This is a genomic window from Acinetobacter sp. YH12219 (assembly GCF_013417875.1).
Taxonomy (GTDB): domain Bacteria; phylum Pseudomonadota; class Gammaproteobacteria; order Pseudomonadales; family Moraxellaceae; genus Acinetobacter; species Acinetobacter amyesii.
Window position 1 is genome coordinate 28,970 of the sequence record NZ_VPDC01000004.1, and the last position, 16,670, is coordinate 45,639.

At 42.0% G+C, this 16,670-nt stretch carries 18 protein-coding genes; 10 read left to right on the forward strand and 8 right to left on the reverse strand.

The genetic code is table 11. The features are described from left to right. Nucleotides 1-103 precede the first annotated feature (103 nt). A complete protein-coding gene (locus FTV04_RS03540) occupies nt 104-721 on the forward strand; it encodes a thiol:disulfide interchange protein DsbA/DsbL (RefSeq protein WP_111885097.1) in 618 nt (205 codons plus the stop codon). 60 nt (nt 722-781) lie between these two features. On the opposite strand, the gene FTV04_RS03545 is transcribed toward FTV04_RS03540, so the two are convergent. Then, nucleotides 782-1,459: a TetR family transcriptional regulator gene (locus FTV04_RS03545; RefSeq protein ID WP_180088665.1), complete on the reverse strand. Its 678-nt coding sequence runs from the start codon at nt 1,457-1,459 to the stop codon at nt 782-784. 176 nt (nt 1,460-1,635) lie between these two features. Here FTV04_RS03545 and rph point away from each other — a divergent pair, with 176 nt between their 5' ends. Beyond that, nucleotides 1,636-2,352, forward strand: a complete 717-nt coding sequence (rph, locus tag FTV04_RS03550) for a ribonuclease PH (RefSeq protein ID WP_180088667.1) — start codon at nt 1,636-1,638, stop codon at nt 2,350-2,352. Nucleotides 2,353-2,502: 150 nt separating this feature from the next. Beyond that, the gene (locus FTV04_RS03555; RefSeq protein WP_168379723.1) at nt 2,503-2,742 is read left to right on the forward strand and encodes a hypothetical protein; all 240 of its coding nucleotides are present in this window, start codon (nt 2,503-2,505) and stop codon (nt 2,740-2,742) included. Nucleotides 2,743-2,814: 72 nt separating this feature from the next. On the opposite strand, the gene nadC is transcribed toward FTV04_RS03555, so the two are convergent. Continuing rightward, complete coding sequence (nadC, locus tag FTV04_RS03560; protein WP_180088669.1) at nt 2,815-3,660, reverse strand: carboxylating nicotinate-nucleotide diphosphorylase; 846 nt, start codon at nt 3,658-3,660, stop codon at nt 2,815-2,817. Nucleotides 3,661-3,859: 199 nt separating this feature from the next. On the opposite strand from nadC, the gene ampD reads away from it, so the two are divergent. After that, nucleotides 3,860-4,432, forward strand: a complete 573-nt coding sequence (ampD, locus tag FTV04_RS03565; RefSeq protein WP_180088671.1) for a 1,6-anhydro-N-acetylmuramyl-L-alanine amidase AmpD — start codon at nt 3,860-3,862, stop codon at nt 4,430-4,432. Nucleotides 4,433-4,518: 86 nt separating this feature from the next. Further along, nucleotides 4,519-6,060 carry a murein biosynthesis integral membrane protein MurJ gene (murJ, locus tag FTV04_RS03570; protein WP_180088673.1) on the forward strand — a complete coding sequence of 514 codons (1,542 nt, stop codon included), beginning with the start codon at nt 4,519-4,521 and terminating at the stop codon, nt 6,058-6,060. 164 nt (nt 6,061-6,224) lie between these two features. Here murJ and FTV04_RS03575 read toward each other — a convergent pair whose 3' ends face one another. Beyond that, a complete protein-coding gene (locus tag FTV04_RS03575; RefSeq protein ID WP_005006601.1) occupies nt 6,225-6,383 on the reverse strand; it encodes a DUF1328 domain-containing protein in 159 nt (52 codons plus the stop codon). Nucleotides 6,384-6,550: 167 nt separating this feature from the next. Between FTV04_RS03575 and FTV04_RS03580 the strand changes: the two genes are divergently transcribed. Next, complete coding sequence (locus FTV04_RS03580; RefSeq protein WP_180088813.1) at nt 6,551-7,003, forward strand: YcgN family cysteine cluster protein; 453 nt, start codon at nt 6,551-6,553, stop codon at nt 7,001-7,003. Between the two features lie 27 nt (nt 7,004-7,030). Here the strand turns inward: FTV04_RS03580 and FTV04_RS03585 are convergent, their stop codons facing one another. Together FTV04_RS03585 and FTV04_RS03590 are read right to left on the reverse strand one after the other, a co-directional pair. Then, on the reverse strand, nt 7,031-7,507 hold the full coding sequence (locus FTV04_RS03585) for a DUF523 domain-containing protein (protein WP_180004334.1): 477 nt from the start codon (nt 7,505-7,507) through the stop codon (nt 7,031-7,033). Between the two features lie 20 nt (nt 7,508-7,527). Beyond that, the gene (locus FTV04_RS03590) at nt 7,528-9,324 is read right to left on the reverse strand and encodes an EAL domain-containing protein (protein ID WP_180088675.1); all 1,797 of its coding nucleotides are present in this window, start codon (nt 9,322-9,324) and stop codon (nt 7,528-7,530) included. Between the two features lie 252 nt (nt 9,325-9,576). On the opposite strand from FTV04_RS03590, the gene FTV04_RS03595 reads away from it, so the two are divergent. Continuing rightward, entirely contained in the window at nt 9,577-10,851 is a 1,275-nt protein-coding gene (locus FTV04_RS03595) for a replication-associated recombination protein A (RefSeq protein ID WP_180036032.1), read from the forward strand. Between the two features lie 334 nt (nt 10,852-11,185). On the opposite strand, the gene purC is transcribed toward FTV04_RS03595, so the two are convergent. From purC to dapA, 3 genes are read right to left on the reverse strand one after another with little or no spacing between them, the layout of a single operon-like run. Then, on the reverse strand, nt 11,186-11,905 hold the full coding sequence (purC, locus tag FTV04_RS03600) for a phosphoribosylaminoimidazolesuccinocarboxamide synthase (RefSeq protein ID WP_078190626.1): 720 nt from the start codon (nt 11,903-11,905) through the stop codon (nt 11,186-11,188). Nucleotides 11,906-11,941: 36 nt separating this feature from the next. Continuing rightward, the gene (locus tag FTV04_RS03605) at nt 11,942-12,547 is read right to left on the reverse strand and encodes a lipoprotein-34 precursor (NlpB) (protein WP_078193263.1); all 606 of its coding nucleotides are present in this window, start codon (nt 12,545-12,547) and stop codon (nt 11,942-11,944) included. 15 nt (nt 12,548-12,562) lie between these two features. After that, a complete protein-coding gene (dapA, locus tag FTV04_RS03610) occupies nt 12,563-13,462 on the reverse strand; it encodes a 4-hydroxy-tetrahydrodipicolinate synthase (RefSeq protein WP_078193262.1) in 900 nt (299 codons plus the stop codon). A gap of 723 nt (nt 13,463-14,185) precedes the next feature. On the opposite strand from dapA, the gene mhpT reads away from it, so the two are divergent. From mhpT to pncA, 3 genes are all read left to right on the forward strand, one after another. After that, nucleotides 14,186-15,397 (forward strand): 3-(3-hydroxy-phenyl)propionate transporter MhpT, encoded by a 1,212-nt coding sequence (gene mhpT, locus FTV04_RS03615; protein WP_180088677.1) that lies wholly within the window; start codon nt 14,186-14,188, stop codon nt 15,395-15,397. A 150-nt stretch (nt 15,398-15,547) separates the two neighbouring features. Continuing rightward, nucleotides 15,548-15,937: a hypothetical protein gene (locus FTV04_RS03620; protein ID WP_180088679.1), complete on the forward strand. Its 390-nt coding sequence runs from the start codon at nt 15,548-15,550 to the stop codon at nt 15,935-15,937. Between the two features lie 70 nt (nt 15,938-16,007). Continuing rightward, nucleotides 16,008-16,658: a bifunctional nicotinamidase/pyrazinamidase gene (gene pncA, locus FTV04_RS03625; protein ID WP_078193259.1), complete on the forward strand. Its 651-nt coding sequence runs from the start codon at nt 16,008-16,010 to the stop codon at nt 16,656-16,658. Nucleotides 16,659-16,670 lie beyond the last annotated feature (12 nt).

Below are 16,670 nucleotides of genomic sequence, written 5' to 3' on the forward strand. Positions count from 1 at the left end.
ATAAAAGCCTTAAAAAAGTTCACAGAATGAAAACGAAATCGACAGATTTGATTTATAGTGTTGCCATAAACTAATCATAATGATTTTGAGGACGATAAGTTCAATGAAAAAATTCCTTTTAGGCACGATTACAACAGCTATTTTGGCTTTTTCTGGCAGTGCGATGGCAGCGCAATTTGTCGCGGGGACTGATTACACAGTTATTCCAAAACCGATTAAAGTCGAACGTCCGGGTAAAATCGAAGTCCGTGAGTTCTTTTGGTATGGCTGCCCACATTGTTTTACATTAGAACCGCATATGCAAACGTGGTTAAAGCAATTGCCTAAAGATGTACGTTTTGTCCGTACACCTGCAGCAATGAATCCACTTTGGGAACAAGGCGCGCGTGCTTACTATGCATCGGAAGCACTGGGTGTTCGTCAAAAAGCACATTTACAATTGTTCCATGACATTCATGTGGGTCAAAAAAATATCTTAGAACAAGGCGCATTTGCTAAGTTCTACACCCGTTATGGTGTTCCTGAAGCGAAATTTAACAGCACATTTAAATCATTTGCTGTGTCTTCAAAAATTGCTCAAGCGAAAAGCTTAGCGGCTCAATATCAATTGAGCGGCGTGCCTGCGATTACCGTCAATGGTAAATACATCGTACAAGGTGAAGATGCACGTACCGTTGAAATCGTGAAATTCCTTGTTGATAAAGAACGCAAAGCGAAATAACAGATGTCATAAAAAAGCCGCACTCGATGCGGCTTTTTTTATGACGGTACATTTTGCGTTTTAGGTCGATAAATTTTGCGGATCAGCGATTTGAGCCAAAGATCGATCCCAATGTAAGATGCCACGAAATAAGAGCTGAACTTGAGTCTGAGCTTGGCGGCGAAATTGTTGTAGCGCATCCGTACGTTGTGGAAGGTCAATATGTCGATGTAAGTCAATCCACTGCATTGCCCAACTTAAGGCCAATTCAAACAAAATTTGTCCCAATACTTTGAGGTCTTGTTCGGATTGAATTTGTTGAGTCGCTTCAACTTGAGCCAGTGCATGGGCCAAATCAGTACTGAGAAAATTAAATTCACGTGTAATGGCTTGTCTTAAGGAAGCTGAACCACCCCAACGCTCTGCAATGAGAAACATCCATGCCTCAGGAAATTGCTCAACGGCATGAAATAAATAATCCAGACTCTGTCGTGTACGTGCATCGGGTGCTTGAAAGCATTGCTGACTCAGTTGATTGAGTACATTACGAAGGTGCAGGGCCATTTGGTCGACCAGTTCCAAACCGAGTTCGTCCATGTCCTGAAAATGACGATAAAATGCAGCGGGGACCAAGCCAACATGACGGGAAATTTCGCGTAAGCTCAGACTGCTAAAAGAACGGCCTGTGGTACTCAATGCAAGCGCTGCATCAAGGATAGCTTTACGACTTTGTTGCTTACGTTCTTCCCGTATCGACATGCAATTCGTCCTGAATATTGCGTGGCTTCAGTCTAACAAATTTCCTGATGACGTACGACGGTCCTATCAAAACTTGGTTGAATGGATTTTGTAAATGCACACGAATGCGTCCCGAATCTGGCTGTACCTTCTGTTATAATGTACCGCAATCAATTTTGTCAGATTAAGGACTCATTATGCGTATCGACCAACGAGCATTAGATCAATTACGTGAAGTAAAAATTACCCGTAACTACACACGTTATGCGGAAGGTTCTGTATTGGTTGAATTTGGTCATACAAAAGTTCTTTGTACTGCAAGTGTCGACAACTCAGTGCCGCGTTTCCTTAAAGGAAAAGGTCAGGGTTGGGTGACTGCTGAATATGGCATGTTACCTCGTTCAACACATACACGTACTGACCGTGAAGCGGCACGTGGTAAACAAAGCGGTCGTACTCAAGAAATTCAACGTCTGATTGGTCGTAGCTTACGCGCGATGGTCGATTTGAAAAAATTGGGTGAAAATACCATCAGCATCGACTGTGATGTGATTCAGGCAGATGGCGGTACACGTACAGCATCAATTACAGGTGCAGCAGTTGCCTTGGTTGATGCAATGAATGTCTTGCTTGAAAATAAAAAAATCAAACAAGATCCGCTTAAAGGCTTAGTTGCAGCTGTTTCTGTAGGTATGTATCAAGATGGAGCATTACTTGATCTTTGCTATGAAGAAGATTCGAACTGCCAAACTGACTTAAATGTGGTCATGACACAAGCAGGTGAGTTCATTGAACTTCAAGGCACAGCTGAAGACAAACCATTTACGCGTGCACAGTGTAATGAAATGCTTGAATTGGCTGAAAAAGGCATTCAAGAATTGATCAAAAAACAACAAGAAGCTTTAGGCTGGTAAGTTGTTTGATTCAGTTCAAACTGAATAAAGAACGCATCTTCGGATGCGTTTTTTTATGCGTTGAATATAGAAAATCCAACACGAATCGGCTATTCAGTAGCGTGTCTTTGACTCAAATTAATAGGATCAGGATGCTTTGAAGGACTAAATATGAAAAATTGGATGATGTATTTTTCTTTGTTCAGCGTATTGTTGATCAGTGGTTGTGATTTTTTTGGGAATCAGGATCAAGAGCGTGAAGGTGGTCGTTTTTCTGAACAAAGTGAAAACTCAAAAGATCAGGACGATGATCAAGATGAGCGCGAGCAGCATGAAGACGATGCGGCGCATGAAAAGGACTCTGAACATGAAGATCAACGAGGTGCAAAACAACAGCAAGATGATGATTAATTCATGCTAGAAGTTAAGCAGAAAAAAGGGTGCGACAGCACCCTTTATTTATGTTTAGAGTAAGCCTAGAGCTTAGGCATTAAAGCGCATCGATAAATCAATCGCTGTGACATCTTTGGTAAGCACACCCATCGAAATATAATCGACCCCTGTCGTTGCCACTTCACGTAAATTTGCAATAGTGATATTGCCTGAGGCTTCAAGTTTGCAGCGACCATTCACATGTTTGACGGCATCAATCATTTGTTGCTGACTAAAGTTATCCAACATCACAATATCCGCACCTGCTTCCAACGCTTGGTTGAGTTCGTCCCAAGTTTCTACTTCCACTTCAACGGGTTTACCCGGTGCAATCTGGTGTGCTTTGGCAATCGCTTGTTGGATTCCGCCTGCTGCCATGATGTGATTTTCTTTAATTAAAAATGCATCAAATAAACCTAAGCGATGGTTTTGACCGCCACCAACAGCAACTGCATATTTTTGTGCAATACGTAGGCCTGGTAAGGTTTTACGGGTATCGAGTAGACGAGTATGCAAACCTTCAAGCTGCTGGACATAGGCAGCAGTTTTGGTCGCTACTGCAGATAATGTTTGTATAAAATTTAAGGCTGGACGCTCAACCGTCAGTAAGCTACGCGCAGAACCTGCGAGTTTTAAAAAGGCTTCGCCTGCGGCAACACGGTCACCATCATGTTTCAACCAAGTGACTTGGACAGCGGCATCATAAGCCTGAATGAGCGCATTGACCCACGGTTGCCCTGCTAGCACCATATCTTCACGACTAATAATTGTTGCGGTCGCTTGTTCATCTTCTGGAGTTAAAAGGGCAGTGATATCGCCTTCGCCAATATCTTCTTGTAGTGCGTGTTGAATATTGATTTGGATAGATTGTTCAAGCAAAGATTGCGATATGCTCATAAGAAGTTCCGTATCTTTTTTAACCCAGGAAAATGTGCGCGCTATATTAGCATTGTTCCTGAAAAATGAGCGATTTTTAACTCCTTTCACAGACTTGAATTGAGATTTCAATGTGAAAGTTTTAGCATTAAACCTTTCAAGTAGGGCTCGGCGTTTTGATCTGCAGCATTGCAGGCCGGCTTAGACACAGGATTTTTTTATGTCACAAGCAACAACATTTCAGGTGCAGGATGGGCAATTGCTAGGTGCGCGTCAAATTCCATCACCGAATTTTAACCAGCGTCCTGAAGATACCGAAATTCAGCTTGTCGTCATTCATAATATTAGTTTGCCACCTTCTCAGTTCGGCGGTGGTTATATCGAAAAATTTTTCCAAAATCAGTTGGATTGGTCGAAACATCCTTATTTTCAAACTATTGAAGGGATGCAAGTATCGACACATTTATTGATCTTGCGTACAGGTGAAGTACTGCAATTTGTGAATTTTAACGATCGTGCTTGGCATGCAGGGCGTTCTACCTATTTAGCACAAAAAGAATGTAATGATTATTCGATTGGGATTGAGCTGGAGGGCAGTGATGACTTGCCTTTCGAACCTGTGCAATATGAGGTATTGACTCAAGTGGTGGCATGTTTGCAGCAGGTTTATCCAAAAATTCAACAACATATTGCAGGGCATTCAGATATTGCACCGGGACGTAAAACTGATCCGGGTCCATTTTTTGAGTGGAACGCTTTTCGTCAACAGCTGCATCATTTTAAAAACAAATAAACAATACATACTGCGTTTAATAAACCAATGAAATTCCTTGACGAGTTTCATTACAATAGGCGCACTTTCAAAAGTGAGAAATACCGATGGCGCTTTGGCGTTCGACAGTCATTGTCAGTGCAATGACTATGTTGTCCCGTGTATTGGGACTGGTACGGGATATTGTCCTGTTAAATGTATTTGGTGCAGGTAAAGACTTCGATACCTTCGTGGTTGCCTTTCGTATTCCTAACTTTTTTAGGCGCTTATTCGCAGAAGGGGCATTTTCACAAGCCTTTATTCCTGTATTGACTGAATATAAAACCAGTCGAACCCATGCCGAAGTCCAGATTCTGATTAGCCGTGTTTTTGGCTGTTTAGGTCTGGTGATGACTAGTTTGACCTTCGTTGCAATGGTGGCGTCACCCGCGATTATTTATATCTATGCACCGGGTTTCCATGGTGATGCAGACAAGTTTGCGTTAGCTACCGATATGTTCCGCCTAACGATTCCTTACTTATTGTTTATGTCCTTAACGGCATTTGCCAGCAGTATTTTGAACAGTTATGGCTCATTCAGTACACCTGCGTTCGCTCCAGTGTTACTCAATGTCGCGATGATTGCCGGTGCGCTGTGGTTAACCCCTTATATGGCTGAGCCAATTATGGCTTTGGGTTGGTCTGTTGTCGCGGCAGGATTCTTGCAATTGGCGATTCAGATTCCAGAGCTGTGGCGTAAAAAATTACTGATTCCACCGAAAGTTGACTTCAAACACGAAGGTGTTGATCGCATCATGAAGTTGATGCTGCCAGCACTGTTTGGTGTCTCAGTGACGCAGATCAACCTACTGTTGAACACCATTTGGGCGTCTTTCATGCAAGATGGTTCAGTGTCATGGCTGTATAGTGCTGAACGTATGACCGAGCTGCCTTTAGGTTTGATTGGGGTGGCCATTGGTACCGTGATTTTACCGTCATTGTCTGCACGCCATGCTGAACAAGATCAGGACAAATTCCGCCGTATGATAGATTGGGCAGCTAAGGTCATTATCTTGGTGGGTGTGCCTGCAAGTATTGCGCTTTTCATGCTCTCTACACCTATTATTCAGGCCTTATTTGAACGTGGTCAATTTAGCTTTGAAGATACACAGATGACCGCATTGGCATTGCAATGTATGAGTGCCGGTGTGATTTCATTCATGCTCATTAAAGTGTTTGCACCAGGGTTTTATGCGCAACAAGATACCAAAACTCCAGTACGTGTAGGTTTAATGGCGGTCGCAGCCAATGCCATTCTTAACGTGGTGTTTATTGGATTCTTTAAACTGATTGATTGGCATGCTGAGCATATGGCCTTGGCATTGGCATCATCTGGTTCCGCATTAGTGAATGCAGGGATGCTGTATTTTTATTTACATAAGCGCAATATTTTTCGCTTTGGTGCACATTGGAAAAAGTTGGTGATTCAGTTTGCGATAGCCAATGCTGTGATGATTGCTGCACTGTGGTATGGCTTAACATGGTACAACGGTGATGTATCTGCGTGGATGCGTGTCGCGGAAGTGATCATCTTATGTGTGATTGGTGTTGCTGCTTATGGTATCGCCTTAATTGCAACAGGCTTTAGACCACGTCATTTAAAACCATAAAGCTAAAACCATACAACGTAGTAAGTTTACGTGGATGTAAAAAAATAAGAGCCCATAGGCTCTTATTTTTTTCATTGACACTCAAGATGATAAAAACGTACGTTTCTTATCCATGAGTCTAAGGGGGGGGAATTTGTAGTTTAAAACGACATACAATCCGTCGCCTAAACTTTTCCTCGAGAGAGGAAACCAACAATTGCAAGGATAACTGCAATAACCAAAAGAATAACAGCAAAGTCTTTGGATAAGCCTGCCACACCACCAAAACCTAGCAGACTCGCAATCAATGCAATTACAGCGAAAATAATAGCCCAGCGGAACATAGTTTTATCTCCATGTGATTTTTTATTCTGTATGCCCATTATAAGAGGCTAAAAAAACCTACTATGTAGTCTTTTGTTTATTTAATGTTCAATATTCGGTAACTTAAACAAAGAATTAATGTGCAGGTTCAGTTAATATGCCTGCCACCTTTGTTGCGAGCGAGAAGATGACCGATACTCTACGCCCACATTTTTGGAAAAAGCATGCTTTGACTGAACTCACCCATTTGGAGTGGGAGTCACTCTGTGATGGTTGCGGGCTTTGCTGTTTAATTAAGCTTGAAGATGAAGATACTCATGAGGTTGCCTACACCAAAGTGGCATGCAAACTTTTAGATTGTGAAAAGGCATCTTGCTCCGATTATCCAAATCGTCAATCACATGTTCCAGACTGTATACAGCTGACGCCACATCAGATTCACCAATTTCATTGGCTACCACCGAGCTGTGCTTATCGTAGAATTTCTGAAGGTAAAGATTTACCGCGTTGGCATCATCTCGTGACGGGAAGTCGTGACAGTATTTTGAAGGCACGAAAGTCTGCCGCAGGGCGTTGCATCAGTGAAGAAGACGTCAACCCTGATGATATTGAAGATTATATTGTGCGTTGGGTACGCTAAAGGACATAGATACGCTCTATCTTGGGGCTAGAGTTGATCTTGTATCATGGCCAGAAAGTCTTGTTCTGACAGAACCTGAAAACCATGCTGTTTGAGGAGTGCTGTGGTTACTCCATAGCCTTCAATTTTTGTACGCGTAAAGGTGCCATCATAAATATAATGACTGCCGCACGACGGGCTACGATCTTTTAAGACCACCACATCAACCTTATGCAATTGGGCCAATTCCAACATGCGGTGGGCACCCGCAATAAATTCAGCACTGACATCTGTGCCCAAGACATCTTTGACTTGGGCTGTACCATTGAGCACATCAGTGGCTTGACCATTTTGAATTTCTGCAGGAAAACGTGGACAGCTAAGGCCGCCCATCATTTCTGGGCAGGCCGTAATGACTTGGTGAGTCTGCATCAGTTGGCAAATTGCTTGTTGTGTATTTGATTTGGCATCATAACGAACGGGTTGGCCTGCCAGACAGGCACTGACTAAATACTTCAGTGTCATCGTGTCTTGCTCCACAAGTTTTAGTGACTCAAAAGTTCCATCGCATGGTCATAACTGAGCGGACGATAAAAGTAAAAACCTTGTCCAGTATGACAATTACATTCTTTTAAGGTATCGACCTGTTCCGGTTTCTCTATACCTTCGACTAATATATTCAGGGAAACACTCGCACCAATTTGGGTAATCGCTTTGACAATGGCAAGTGCTGAACAGTCGGTATGCATGCGTTCCACAAAATTACGGTCTATCTTAATACAGTCGACAGGGTAATTACTCAAACGTGTTAATGATGAATGACCTGTACCAAAATCATCTAGAGAAATGTGTATGCCATGCTCTTTTAATAAATGGAGAGCGCGAATCACATAATTTGAGCCACGTTCTGACAGGCTTTGCTCGGTAATTTCGACTTCAATAATATCTGGTGATATACCAAACTGCTTTAAGCGATTCAGTAGTTTTTCCGCATAATCATCACGTAAAAATTCGACAGGGGCAGCATTTATTGAAATTGGTAGCGGTTGTAGTCCGAGTTCAATCCATTTTTGAATATCTTGAAAGATTTTAATTTGCATCGTTTCACTAATGCGTGAAGCCAATTCATAATCTTGAAATGCAGCAAAAATTTGAGAAGGTAATTGTAATTGTTGGTCTTTATCGTACCAACGCAGCAAAGCTTCAAAGCCGACCACTTGACTGTCAGAAAGGCGAACTTTGGGTTGATAAAACGGAATAATTTGATTGGACTTAATCAGGCTGCGCGCTAGCGTTAATTGACGAGTGGTATTTTCAAGGATTTTGAACATGGTGTGGTTGAACATTCGCACCCCACCACGACCACTGCCTTTTAAATCATTCAGTGCAATATCTGCGCATTTAAGTAAATTCGAGGAATTTTGTGCATCGCGTGGGTAGATCGCGCAGCCAATACTCATACCTATATTGATGCTTTGTCCATTATAGAAAATCGGCATATCCATTTGCTGACAGGCGATGCTGGCAATATCTGTTAATTGTTGTTGCGATTTTAAGTTAGGAATAGAAATGGCAAATTCATCGCCACCTAAGCGTGAAACCACGATATTTGCATCAAAACAGTGCTGAAAACGCTGCCCAAGGGTATGCAGTAAATGATCTCCGGCACTATGCCCTAAGGTGTCATTAATATGCTTAAAATAATCCAGATCGATCAATAACAAACCCAGTTGTTGCTGATGTTCTCGTGCCACTCTTAAGTGACTTTTAAAGACTCGACTAAAGGCACGGCGGTTTAATAAACCTGTTAAATCATCCTGTTCAATGATCCGTTGGAGTTTATTTTCCGCCAGTCGCTGTACCGTAATATCACGGGAGACACAGAGAATTTCTTTGACTTGGCCATATTCGTTGAATACTGGGCTGAGCATGTTATCCCAATAAGCCATGGGTTCATCGGCCACTTGGCTCATGCCGACAAAGCGAGAAGTTTTTCCTTGTTTGGCTTCTGCAAAAGCATTCAGACACGCGTCGCGGACTTCTTCAGGCAATAATTTGTGCCATGACATACCAAACTCAGTTTCAGTCGGCGACACACCGAGAGCTAAGCAACCAGCGCGGTTCATATGCAGAATATGACCGTCTAGGCTTAATAATTTAATACAGTCGACACTGGCATCTAACATTTGATTACGGCTGTCGAGTTTTTCGCGTAATTCTGCACATTGGGTATGTTGTAATTGTATATTCTTGGCTTGAGGCATTTGTTGAAATGAATATATAGATAGATCAATGCCTTGTTGAACTTGAGGTATTTGCTTTTGCTTTAATGATTGCTTCATACAATCTGTCCAATTGGGTCAGGCAAGCTAAAAATGGGATATCTAGCCGATCATACTTTAATTTGATCGATAAGGGATAAGATCTCTTGTTACATTATAGTTAACATTCGCCTAAGGATTTTTACATGCAAGATACTTAAATAACGACATCAAACCAGCCTCTTAAATTGAATATCGAATAAAGCAAAGATTCTGCCAAGGCAGTGTTAGAATAGAAAAAACGTCCCCAATTGCCGGAAACGAAATAATAAGATGTCAGACAGCCAAATTCCTCTTCCTGAACGCATGCGTCCTCATGATTTATCGCAAATTATTGGACAAGATCACCTATTAGGTGAAGATGCACCGTTACGTCAGATGATTGACCAAGGGCATTTACCATCGATTATTTTTTGGGGACCACCGGGTGTAGGTAAAACCACGATTGCGTTGTTGTTGGCGCAGGCTGTTGACCGACCATTTATTAGTTTATCTGCGCTTAATACTGGGGTGAAAGAATTACGTGAAATCATCGCCGATGGTGGAGATTTACTGACACCTGTGGTGTTTATTGATGAAATTCATCGTTTTAATAAGTCACAACAAGATGCCTTACTGAATGCTGTCGAAAAGGGCAAAATTACCCTGATCGGTGCAACCACAGAAAATCCCTCATTTGAAGTCAACAATGCCTTATTGTCGCGTTGTCAGGTCTATACCTTAAATGCTCTGGATAATGACGCAATTCAGCGCTTATTGGATCAAGCCATTCACCAAGATTCGTTTTTAAAAGAGCGTTATATTCAAATCGAAGAATATGAAGCTTTATTTCAATTTGCCGCAGGTGATGCTCGTAAAGCATTAAATCTTTTAGATTTAATCGCCAGTACGTTTGAGCCAGACTTAGAAAATATCATTAACAATGCGGTGGTAGTCAAAGTTGCGCAGCAAAATATTGCACGCTATGACAAATCGGGCGAACAGCATTACGATTTAGTTTCGGCTTTTATTAAGTCGATTCGAGGTAGTGATCCAGATGCCGCTTTGTATTGGATGGCTCGAATGCTCAAAGGTGGTGAAGATCCTGTCTTTATTGCTCGTCGTATGTTGATTGCGGCATCAGAAGATATTGGCAACTCAAATCCAAATGCTTTGCTGTTGGCAGGAGAATGCTTCCGATCTGTGCAGGCAATTGGTATGCCTGAGTGTCGAATCATTTTGGGGCAATGTGCGGTGTACTTGGCAACCAGTGCAAAAAGTAACAGCACTTATTTGGCCATAAACAAAGCTTTAGATTTGGCAGAAAAAACCTCGAATCTACCCGTGCCATTGCATTTGAGAAATGCACCAACCAAATTGATGAAAGAGCAAGGCTATGGCGTGGACTATTTATATCCACATAATTATCCTGAACATTTTGTCATGCAGGACTATATGCCACCTGAACTGAAAGGCACTAAGCTGTATGAGTCTGCACGCAATAAACGTGAAGTCGAAGGTGAGCGTTTGCAGCAACGCCGTTGGATGCAACAACAACAGCAACAATGATTTGAATGATCATAATGAAAAGGCGCTTCGGTGCCTTTTTTATGTCTAATTCACGCAAAAAAAAGCCCAACTCAAGGCGAGCTGGGCTGAAAAAATAGGATGCCTTTGGGGAGATACATCCTAGAGGGTAGATGGAAAATCTGGTCGGCATACACATTGGAAACTTATAGATCCTAATGCTGCCTGGTATGTGGCTATCTTAGTGTGAACTTGGCTAAATGTGAAACAGAGGATTTTTATGGTTAACATTTGTTTTTTCGATCATGGATTAATCGAGTAATATTTTATTAAAAAACCGAGCTAAAGAGCTCGGTTTTTTGAATCGATGAACGACTTAGATATCAGAAAGGTCGATACCTAAACGTGCAGCAACTTCTTCATACGCTTCAACCACACCGCCTAAACCTTGACGGAAACGGTCTTTGTCGAGTTTTTTCTTAGTGTCTTTGTCCCATAGACGGCAGCCGTCTGGAGAGAATTCGTCACCCAGTACGATACGGTCGTGGAACACACCAAATTCAAGTTTAAAGTCAACAAGCAGCATGTTGCCTGCATCGAATAGACCTTTAAGTACTTCGTTTACTTTATAAGTCAATTCTTTCATTTGAGCGAGTTGTTCTGCAGTCGCCCAACCTAATGCAATCGCTTGTGATTCATTCACCATTGGGTCGCCTAACGCATCGTCTTTGAAGAACAATTCGAAAGTTGGCGGAGTAAGTTCTTTACCTTCTTCAACGCCTAAACGACGGCAAAGTGAACCTGCTGCATAGTTACGGATTACGCACTCTACAGGAACCATAGTCAATTTTTTCACTAAAACTTCAGTTGGAGAAAGAAGTTTTTCGAAATGAGTTTCGATACCAGCCGCAGCCAATTTTTCCATGATAAAGGCGTTAAAACGGTTGTTCACCTTACCTTTGCGATCCAGTTGTTCAATTTTTTCACCGTTGAATGCAGAAGCATCGTCACGGAAAACTAGGATGAGGTGGTCAGAACTATCTGTTTCATAAACAGATTTCGCTTTACCAGTATAGAGCAAGGTTTGTTTTAACATGAGGGAACCTTTTTCGAGAAAAAATGCCTAGTACGACTAGGCTGGCCAATTTTGGTAAATCTGAGCTAACAGATCTGCAGCTTTTTCTTTGTCTGCAAAACTGTTATCGGCATTGAACACAGCGATGTTATTGCTTGAACCTACAGAAGAAAGTCTTAAGACATAGGTCTGCTGATCGACCTTGACGGTTACTTCGTAACGGTTTTTGCTCTGACCAACAATGGTATGGTTAAGGCTGCTGAGGGTAGCAAGTGTGTATTGCCAAATTGTAGCAGAATTTCCTTCAACTTTGATCAGTGGATTTTGATTTCCATCCACCAATAGTTGAGGGCGGCTAATATTTGTACTGTCTGTTGAGGAATCTGCGACGACATTATTTTTTTCCGCGGCTGGACGCGGAAGGGCATAGCGATTGCCACGCTTATTTTCAAGCTTTGGTGCATGCTCAATTGCTAGCGGGTCAACTGATGGAGCAGGATACAAAGGCGTTGCAGGACGAACCATTGACCCTTCAGGGTATTTCAGCGGTTCAACATCTGTGGTTTGTTTATAGTCCAGTGTGCCATTATTAAAGGCAAGTGAACTACAACCGGCTAATGTAAATACTGAAAGTGCCAGGCTAAGTCCTAAACGTAATTGCATGATGTTTGCTCTTCTTTATTTGATAACGCCCGCAGTGATGAGTGCTTCACGAAGCGGAGTACGATATTGTTCTGCAAGGGGTGTTAATGGTAAGCGAATGCCTGTTTCAATCAGGTTCATCTCATGAAGTGCCCATTTCACAGGAATTGGGTTCGATTCGCAAAATAAAATTTGATGTAAATTTGCAACAGTATTGTTTTGTTGCTCGGCTTGAACTGCGTCACCCGCCAAAGCGCTTGCACACACTTCGCTCATCTCTTTTGGCGCCACGTTCGCAGTAACCGAAATGTTGCCTTTAGCACCTAAACCCATTAACTGATAAGCCGTTGCATCATCACCTGAGTACACCACCATATCTTTGCCTTTAAGGCCTTCAATGAGTTCTTGACCACGAGGAACATCGCCAGTGGCGTCTTTAATGCCCACGATTTGTGGAATATCAGCAAGACGGATCACGGTGTCGTTGTGCATGTCTACACCGGTGCGGCCAGGTACATTGTATAAAATTTGAGGTAAATCAACAGCTTCAGCAATCGCTTTGTAGTGTTGATACAGGCCTTCTTGGGTAGGTTTGTTATAGTATGGTGTAACTAATAATGCCGCATCTGCACCTAATTCTTTGGCTTCTTTGGTGAGTTCAATTGCTTCGTGGGTTGAGTTTGCACCTGTGCCGGCAATAATTGGAATGCGTTTGTTCGCCACACGGATGATTTCTTTGATCACCTGAGTGTGTTCGGCCATGCTCAAGGTAGAAGCTTCACCTGTAGTCCCTACAGCAACAATACTATTAGTGCCTTGCTTTATATGCCACTCAACCAGCTTCTCGAGGCTCTTCCAATCTACGCTGCCATCTTCAAACATTGGGGTGACGATTGCGACAATTGAACCTTGAATGGTCTGAGCTTGCTGAGTCATTTTGAAAAGCTATCCTATTTGTCCATCCGACAAGATGAAATATTGATTTCTGGATGGTTTCGAATTTTGATTTGTAGCATGTTCATTGGGCTATACCCAAATTGAATAATGCTTACGCAAATTATGACTGATCAAACGCATAAGAACAATATGCTTTGGTCAAAGCCATAAAATTCTTTATACAAATCAAACTTAAAACAATCAAGTGTAAAATAGCGGTTTTTTTGCAGCCTGAAAATTGTTCAGCAAGGGCTGAATCTTGAAAATGTGTTATTCAATCGAGAGGGTTGGCATGGTTGATGGGATTGATTAAATCATCAGCAAAAGGTTGATCTATCTGTATTCCGTGCTTTTTAATCAGAATTTAAGATTAAATAACAATGACTAAAGATTTAAAAACTATATCAATTCGCTCGGGTTTTATTACAAATGATTGTTAAAAACTTGGGTAATAATCTTTTTTATATCTAATAGAAATAGACATGTTTTTATGAGTGTTTAAAAAGATCGCTTGATTTGACTGTTCATTGCACGATTCATATTTTTTTATTTTAAATTTTTAATTGTTTTTACGACTTTGTGACTTAAAGCACAAAAACTATTACACCATGCACGTAATCCAATTTTGGACGAAAGGCTTCAACTTATTGGTAGTTATATCCTTTATAAGGCTCAGCGATGATGCGACTTAATTTGAACGCTGATGACAACAAGGATTCTCCAATGGAAAAGTCAGATAACAAGCATGCTATTGTCACGGTAGCAATCTGTTTCCTTATTGCCGTAATCGAAGGTCTGGATATTCAGGCTGCAGGTATTGCAGCAGCAGGGATTCGTGAATATTTCGGGCTGGATAGCTCGCAGCTAGGGGTGTTTTTTAGTGCCGGTATTTTAGGATTATTACCTGGTGCTTTGGTGGGTGGTCGGATTGCAGACCGAATGGGCCGTAAAAAAATATTAATTTGGTCTACGGGGATGTTCGCCATTTTTACCTTATGTACGGTATGGGTAAACAGTTTCCATAGCTTATTGGCCGTACGTTTTCTTGCAGGTGCAGGTTTAGGGGCAGCAATGCCAATTTTGATTACCTTGGCATCTGAAGCGGTAACACCACAAAATCGTGGTCGTGCAGTCGGTTTGATGTACTGTGGTATGCCTGTGGGTGCGGCAATCTTGTCATTGGTTGCAATGACAGACTTCGGTGCAAACTGGAAAAATATTTTCTATTTAGGCGGTTTATTACCGATTGTTGTGATTCCATTGATGATTTGGTTCTTGCCTGAATCGCGTGAATTCTTGAAAGCCAAAGATCAAGCGGTTCAAGCGACTGCCAATGGCGAAGTGCAACAAGGTGCTTTCAAAAACCTATTCAACACAGAAAACCGTTTACGTACCTTCTCAATTTGGGTGAGCTACTTCTTCACCTTGATGGTGGTGTACATCATGTTGAGCTGGTTACCATCGTTGTTCACCGAACTCGGTTTCACACGTAAAGATGGTGCAACTGCGCAGTTCTACTTCATGGTGAGTGCAACCATTGGTACGATCATTTTAGGTATGTTGACTGACCGTTGGAAGAAAGCTTATGTGATCATTTTGATGTACGGCGGTATTTTGGCAGGTCTATTTGCGCTCAATGGTGCAGGTTCATTGACTCAAATGTACATGGCGTCAGCTTTAGTCGGTGCATTCGTGATTGGTTGCCAAGGGGTACTGTATGCCTTCGGTGGTATCGTGTATCCAACACAGTTACGTGGTACGGGTGTTGGAGTAGCTTCAGCCGTTGGTCGTGTCGGTGCAATGTTAGGCCCTGCAATTGCGGGTCAGTTATTGGCAGCAGGTTTTGGTGCGGCAGGGGTGATTACCGCTGCGATTCCATGTATCGCAATCTCTGCAGTATTTATGTTGTTGTTGGTACGTCGTATTCCAGCTTAAGGAACATGTCATATCAAAAAAGCCCGCATATTGCGGGCTTTTTTATGGCGACAATTGAAGTCGCGCTAATGCTTTAAATCAAGATAAATAAATGTATTTTATGTAAAAATACAGCAGAAAGAGAAAATAAAAAATCAACGTAGAGGGGCTATGTCAGCAAGAAAACTGGTCGCAATTTTTAAAGTTGATCAACGTGAATTCAGTTTGTATCTACATCAATACGAATTTATCTTGGAACTCAAACCTGTATTTCAAAGAAATCGCCATCAGCCGAGACAAAATGCGTGGTTGGCCTTTGCCGATGAACCTACCCTAGAAGATGTTGCTGAAAATATTAATGCGTTTGAGGTCATGCAACAGACACGCCGCCATTTATTAAAATATATCTTTCAACATCAACCGCGATATTTTTATTTTCATGCTTCGACTCAGCGAAAAGCCCGTATTTACCCACGCTTTGCACAACGTTTGGTTGAGCATTTGCCCAAGTATCGGTATTGTCAGGAAGGACAGTCATTTTATTTTTACGCACAGGACTGAATACTAAGGCTTTTAAAATATGAGCGAATCAGTAGAGTCGCCGAAAATGCATGACAACGGATGGAGAGATATGCAAAAAAATACAGCGCTGATTGTGGTTGATGTACAAAATGGTTTTACCCCAGGCGGTCAGTTGGCTGTTGCCAATGCCGATCAAATTATTCCAGGGATTAATCAACTGGGGCAATACTTTACGAATATTGTGCTGACTCAAGATTGGCATCCAGCCGACCATATCTCTTTTGCTGAAAATCATCCTGAGCATGTACCTTATGACAGCATAGAGCTGAATTATGGAACGCAAGTATTGTGGCCGACGCATTGTGTACAAGGCACACAGGATGCCGAATTGCATCCTGATTTAAATTTACCAACGGCGCAGCTAATTATCCGTAAAGGTTTTCATCAGCATATCGACAGCTACTCTGCTTTTATGGAAGCAGATCAGAAAACTTCAACAGGTTTGGCGGGCTATTTGCGCGAACGTGGTATTGATACAGTCTTTGTGGTGGGCATTGCCACGGATTTCTGTGTTGCATGGACGGCAATGGATGCACGTAAGCTTGGTTTTGAAACTTTTGTGATTGCTGATTTGACCAAAGGGATCGATTTACAGGGTTCTTTACAGCATGCATGGCAAGACATGTTGGCGAATGGGGTGAAGCGTATTTACCTGAAAGATATTGTGCAGCAGCATGCACAGGCATTATCTTTGGCATGACCCAGTGGGCTC

Bases quoted from the DNA above. Each gene is read 5' to 3' on its own strand.
- FTV04_RS03540 (WP_111885097.1), top strand. From the start codon at position 104: ATGAAAAAATTCCTTTTAGGCACGATTACAACAGCTATTTTGGCTTTT.
- FTV04_RS03545 (WP_180088665.1), bottom strand. From the start codon at position 1,459: ATGTCGATACGGGAAGAACGTAAGCAACAAAGTCGTAAAGCTATCCTT.
- rph (WP_180088667.1), top strand. From the start codon at position 1,636: ATGCGTATCGACCAACGAGCATTAGATCAATTACGTGAAGTAAAAATT.
- FTV04_RS03555 (WP_168379723.1), top strand. From the start codon at position 2,503: ATGAAAAATTGGATGATGTATTTTTCTTTGTTCAGCGTATTGTTGATC.
- nadC (WP_180088669.1), bottom strand. From the start codon at position 3,660: ATGAGCATATCGCAATCTTTGCTTGAACAATCTATCCAAATCAATATT.
- ampD (WP_180088671.1), top strand. From the start codon at position 3,860: ATGTCACAAGCAACAACATTTCAGGTGCAGGATGGGCAATTGCTAGGT.
- murJ (WP_180088673.1), top strand. From the start codon at position 4,519: ATGGCGCTTTGGCGTTCGACAGTCATTGTCAGTGCAATGACTATGTTG.
- FTV04_RS03575 (WP_005006601.1), bottom strand. From the start codon at position 6,383: ATGTTCCGCTGGGCTATTATTTTCGCTGTAATTGCATTGATTGCGAGT.
- FTV04_RS03580 (WP_180088813.1), top strand. From the start codon at position 6,551: ATGACCGATACTCTACGCCCACATTTTTGGAAAAAGCATGCTTTGACT.
- FTV04_RS03585 (WP_180004334.1), bottom strand. From the start codon at position 7,507: ATGACACTGAAGTATTTAGTCAGTGCCTGTCTGGCAGGCCAACCCGTT.
- FTV04_RS03590 (WP_180088675.1), bottom strand. From the start codon at position 9,324: ATGAAGCAATCATTAAAGCAAAAGCAAATACCTCAAGTTCAACAAGGC.
- FTV04_RS03595 (WP_180036032.1), top strand. From the start codon at position 9,577: ATGTCAGACAGCCAAATTCCTCTTCCTGAACGCATGCGTCCTCATGAT.
- purC (WP_078190626.1), bottom strand. From the start codon at position 11,905: ATGTTAAAACAAACCTTGCTCTATACTGGTAAAGCGAAATCTGTTTAT.
- FTV04_RS03605 (WP_078193263.1), bottom strand. From the start codon at position 12,547: ATGCAATTACGTTTAGGACTTAGCCTGGCACTTTCAGTATTTACATTA.
- dapA (WP_078193262.1), bottom strand. From the start codon at position 13,462: ATGACTCAGCAAGCTCAGACCATTCAAGGTTCAATTGTCGCAATCGTC.
- mhpT (WP_180088677.1), top strand. From the start codon at position 14,186: ATGGAAAAGTCAGATAACAAGCATGCTATTGTCACGGTAGCAATCTGT.
- FTV04_RS03620 (WP_180088679.1), top strand. From the start codon at position 15,548: ATGTCAGCAAGAAAACTGGTCGCAATTTTTAAAGTTGATCAACGTGAA.
- pncA (WP_078193259.1), top strand. From the start codon at position 16,008: ATGCAAAAAAATACAGCGCTGATTGTGGTTGATGTACAAAATGGTTTT.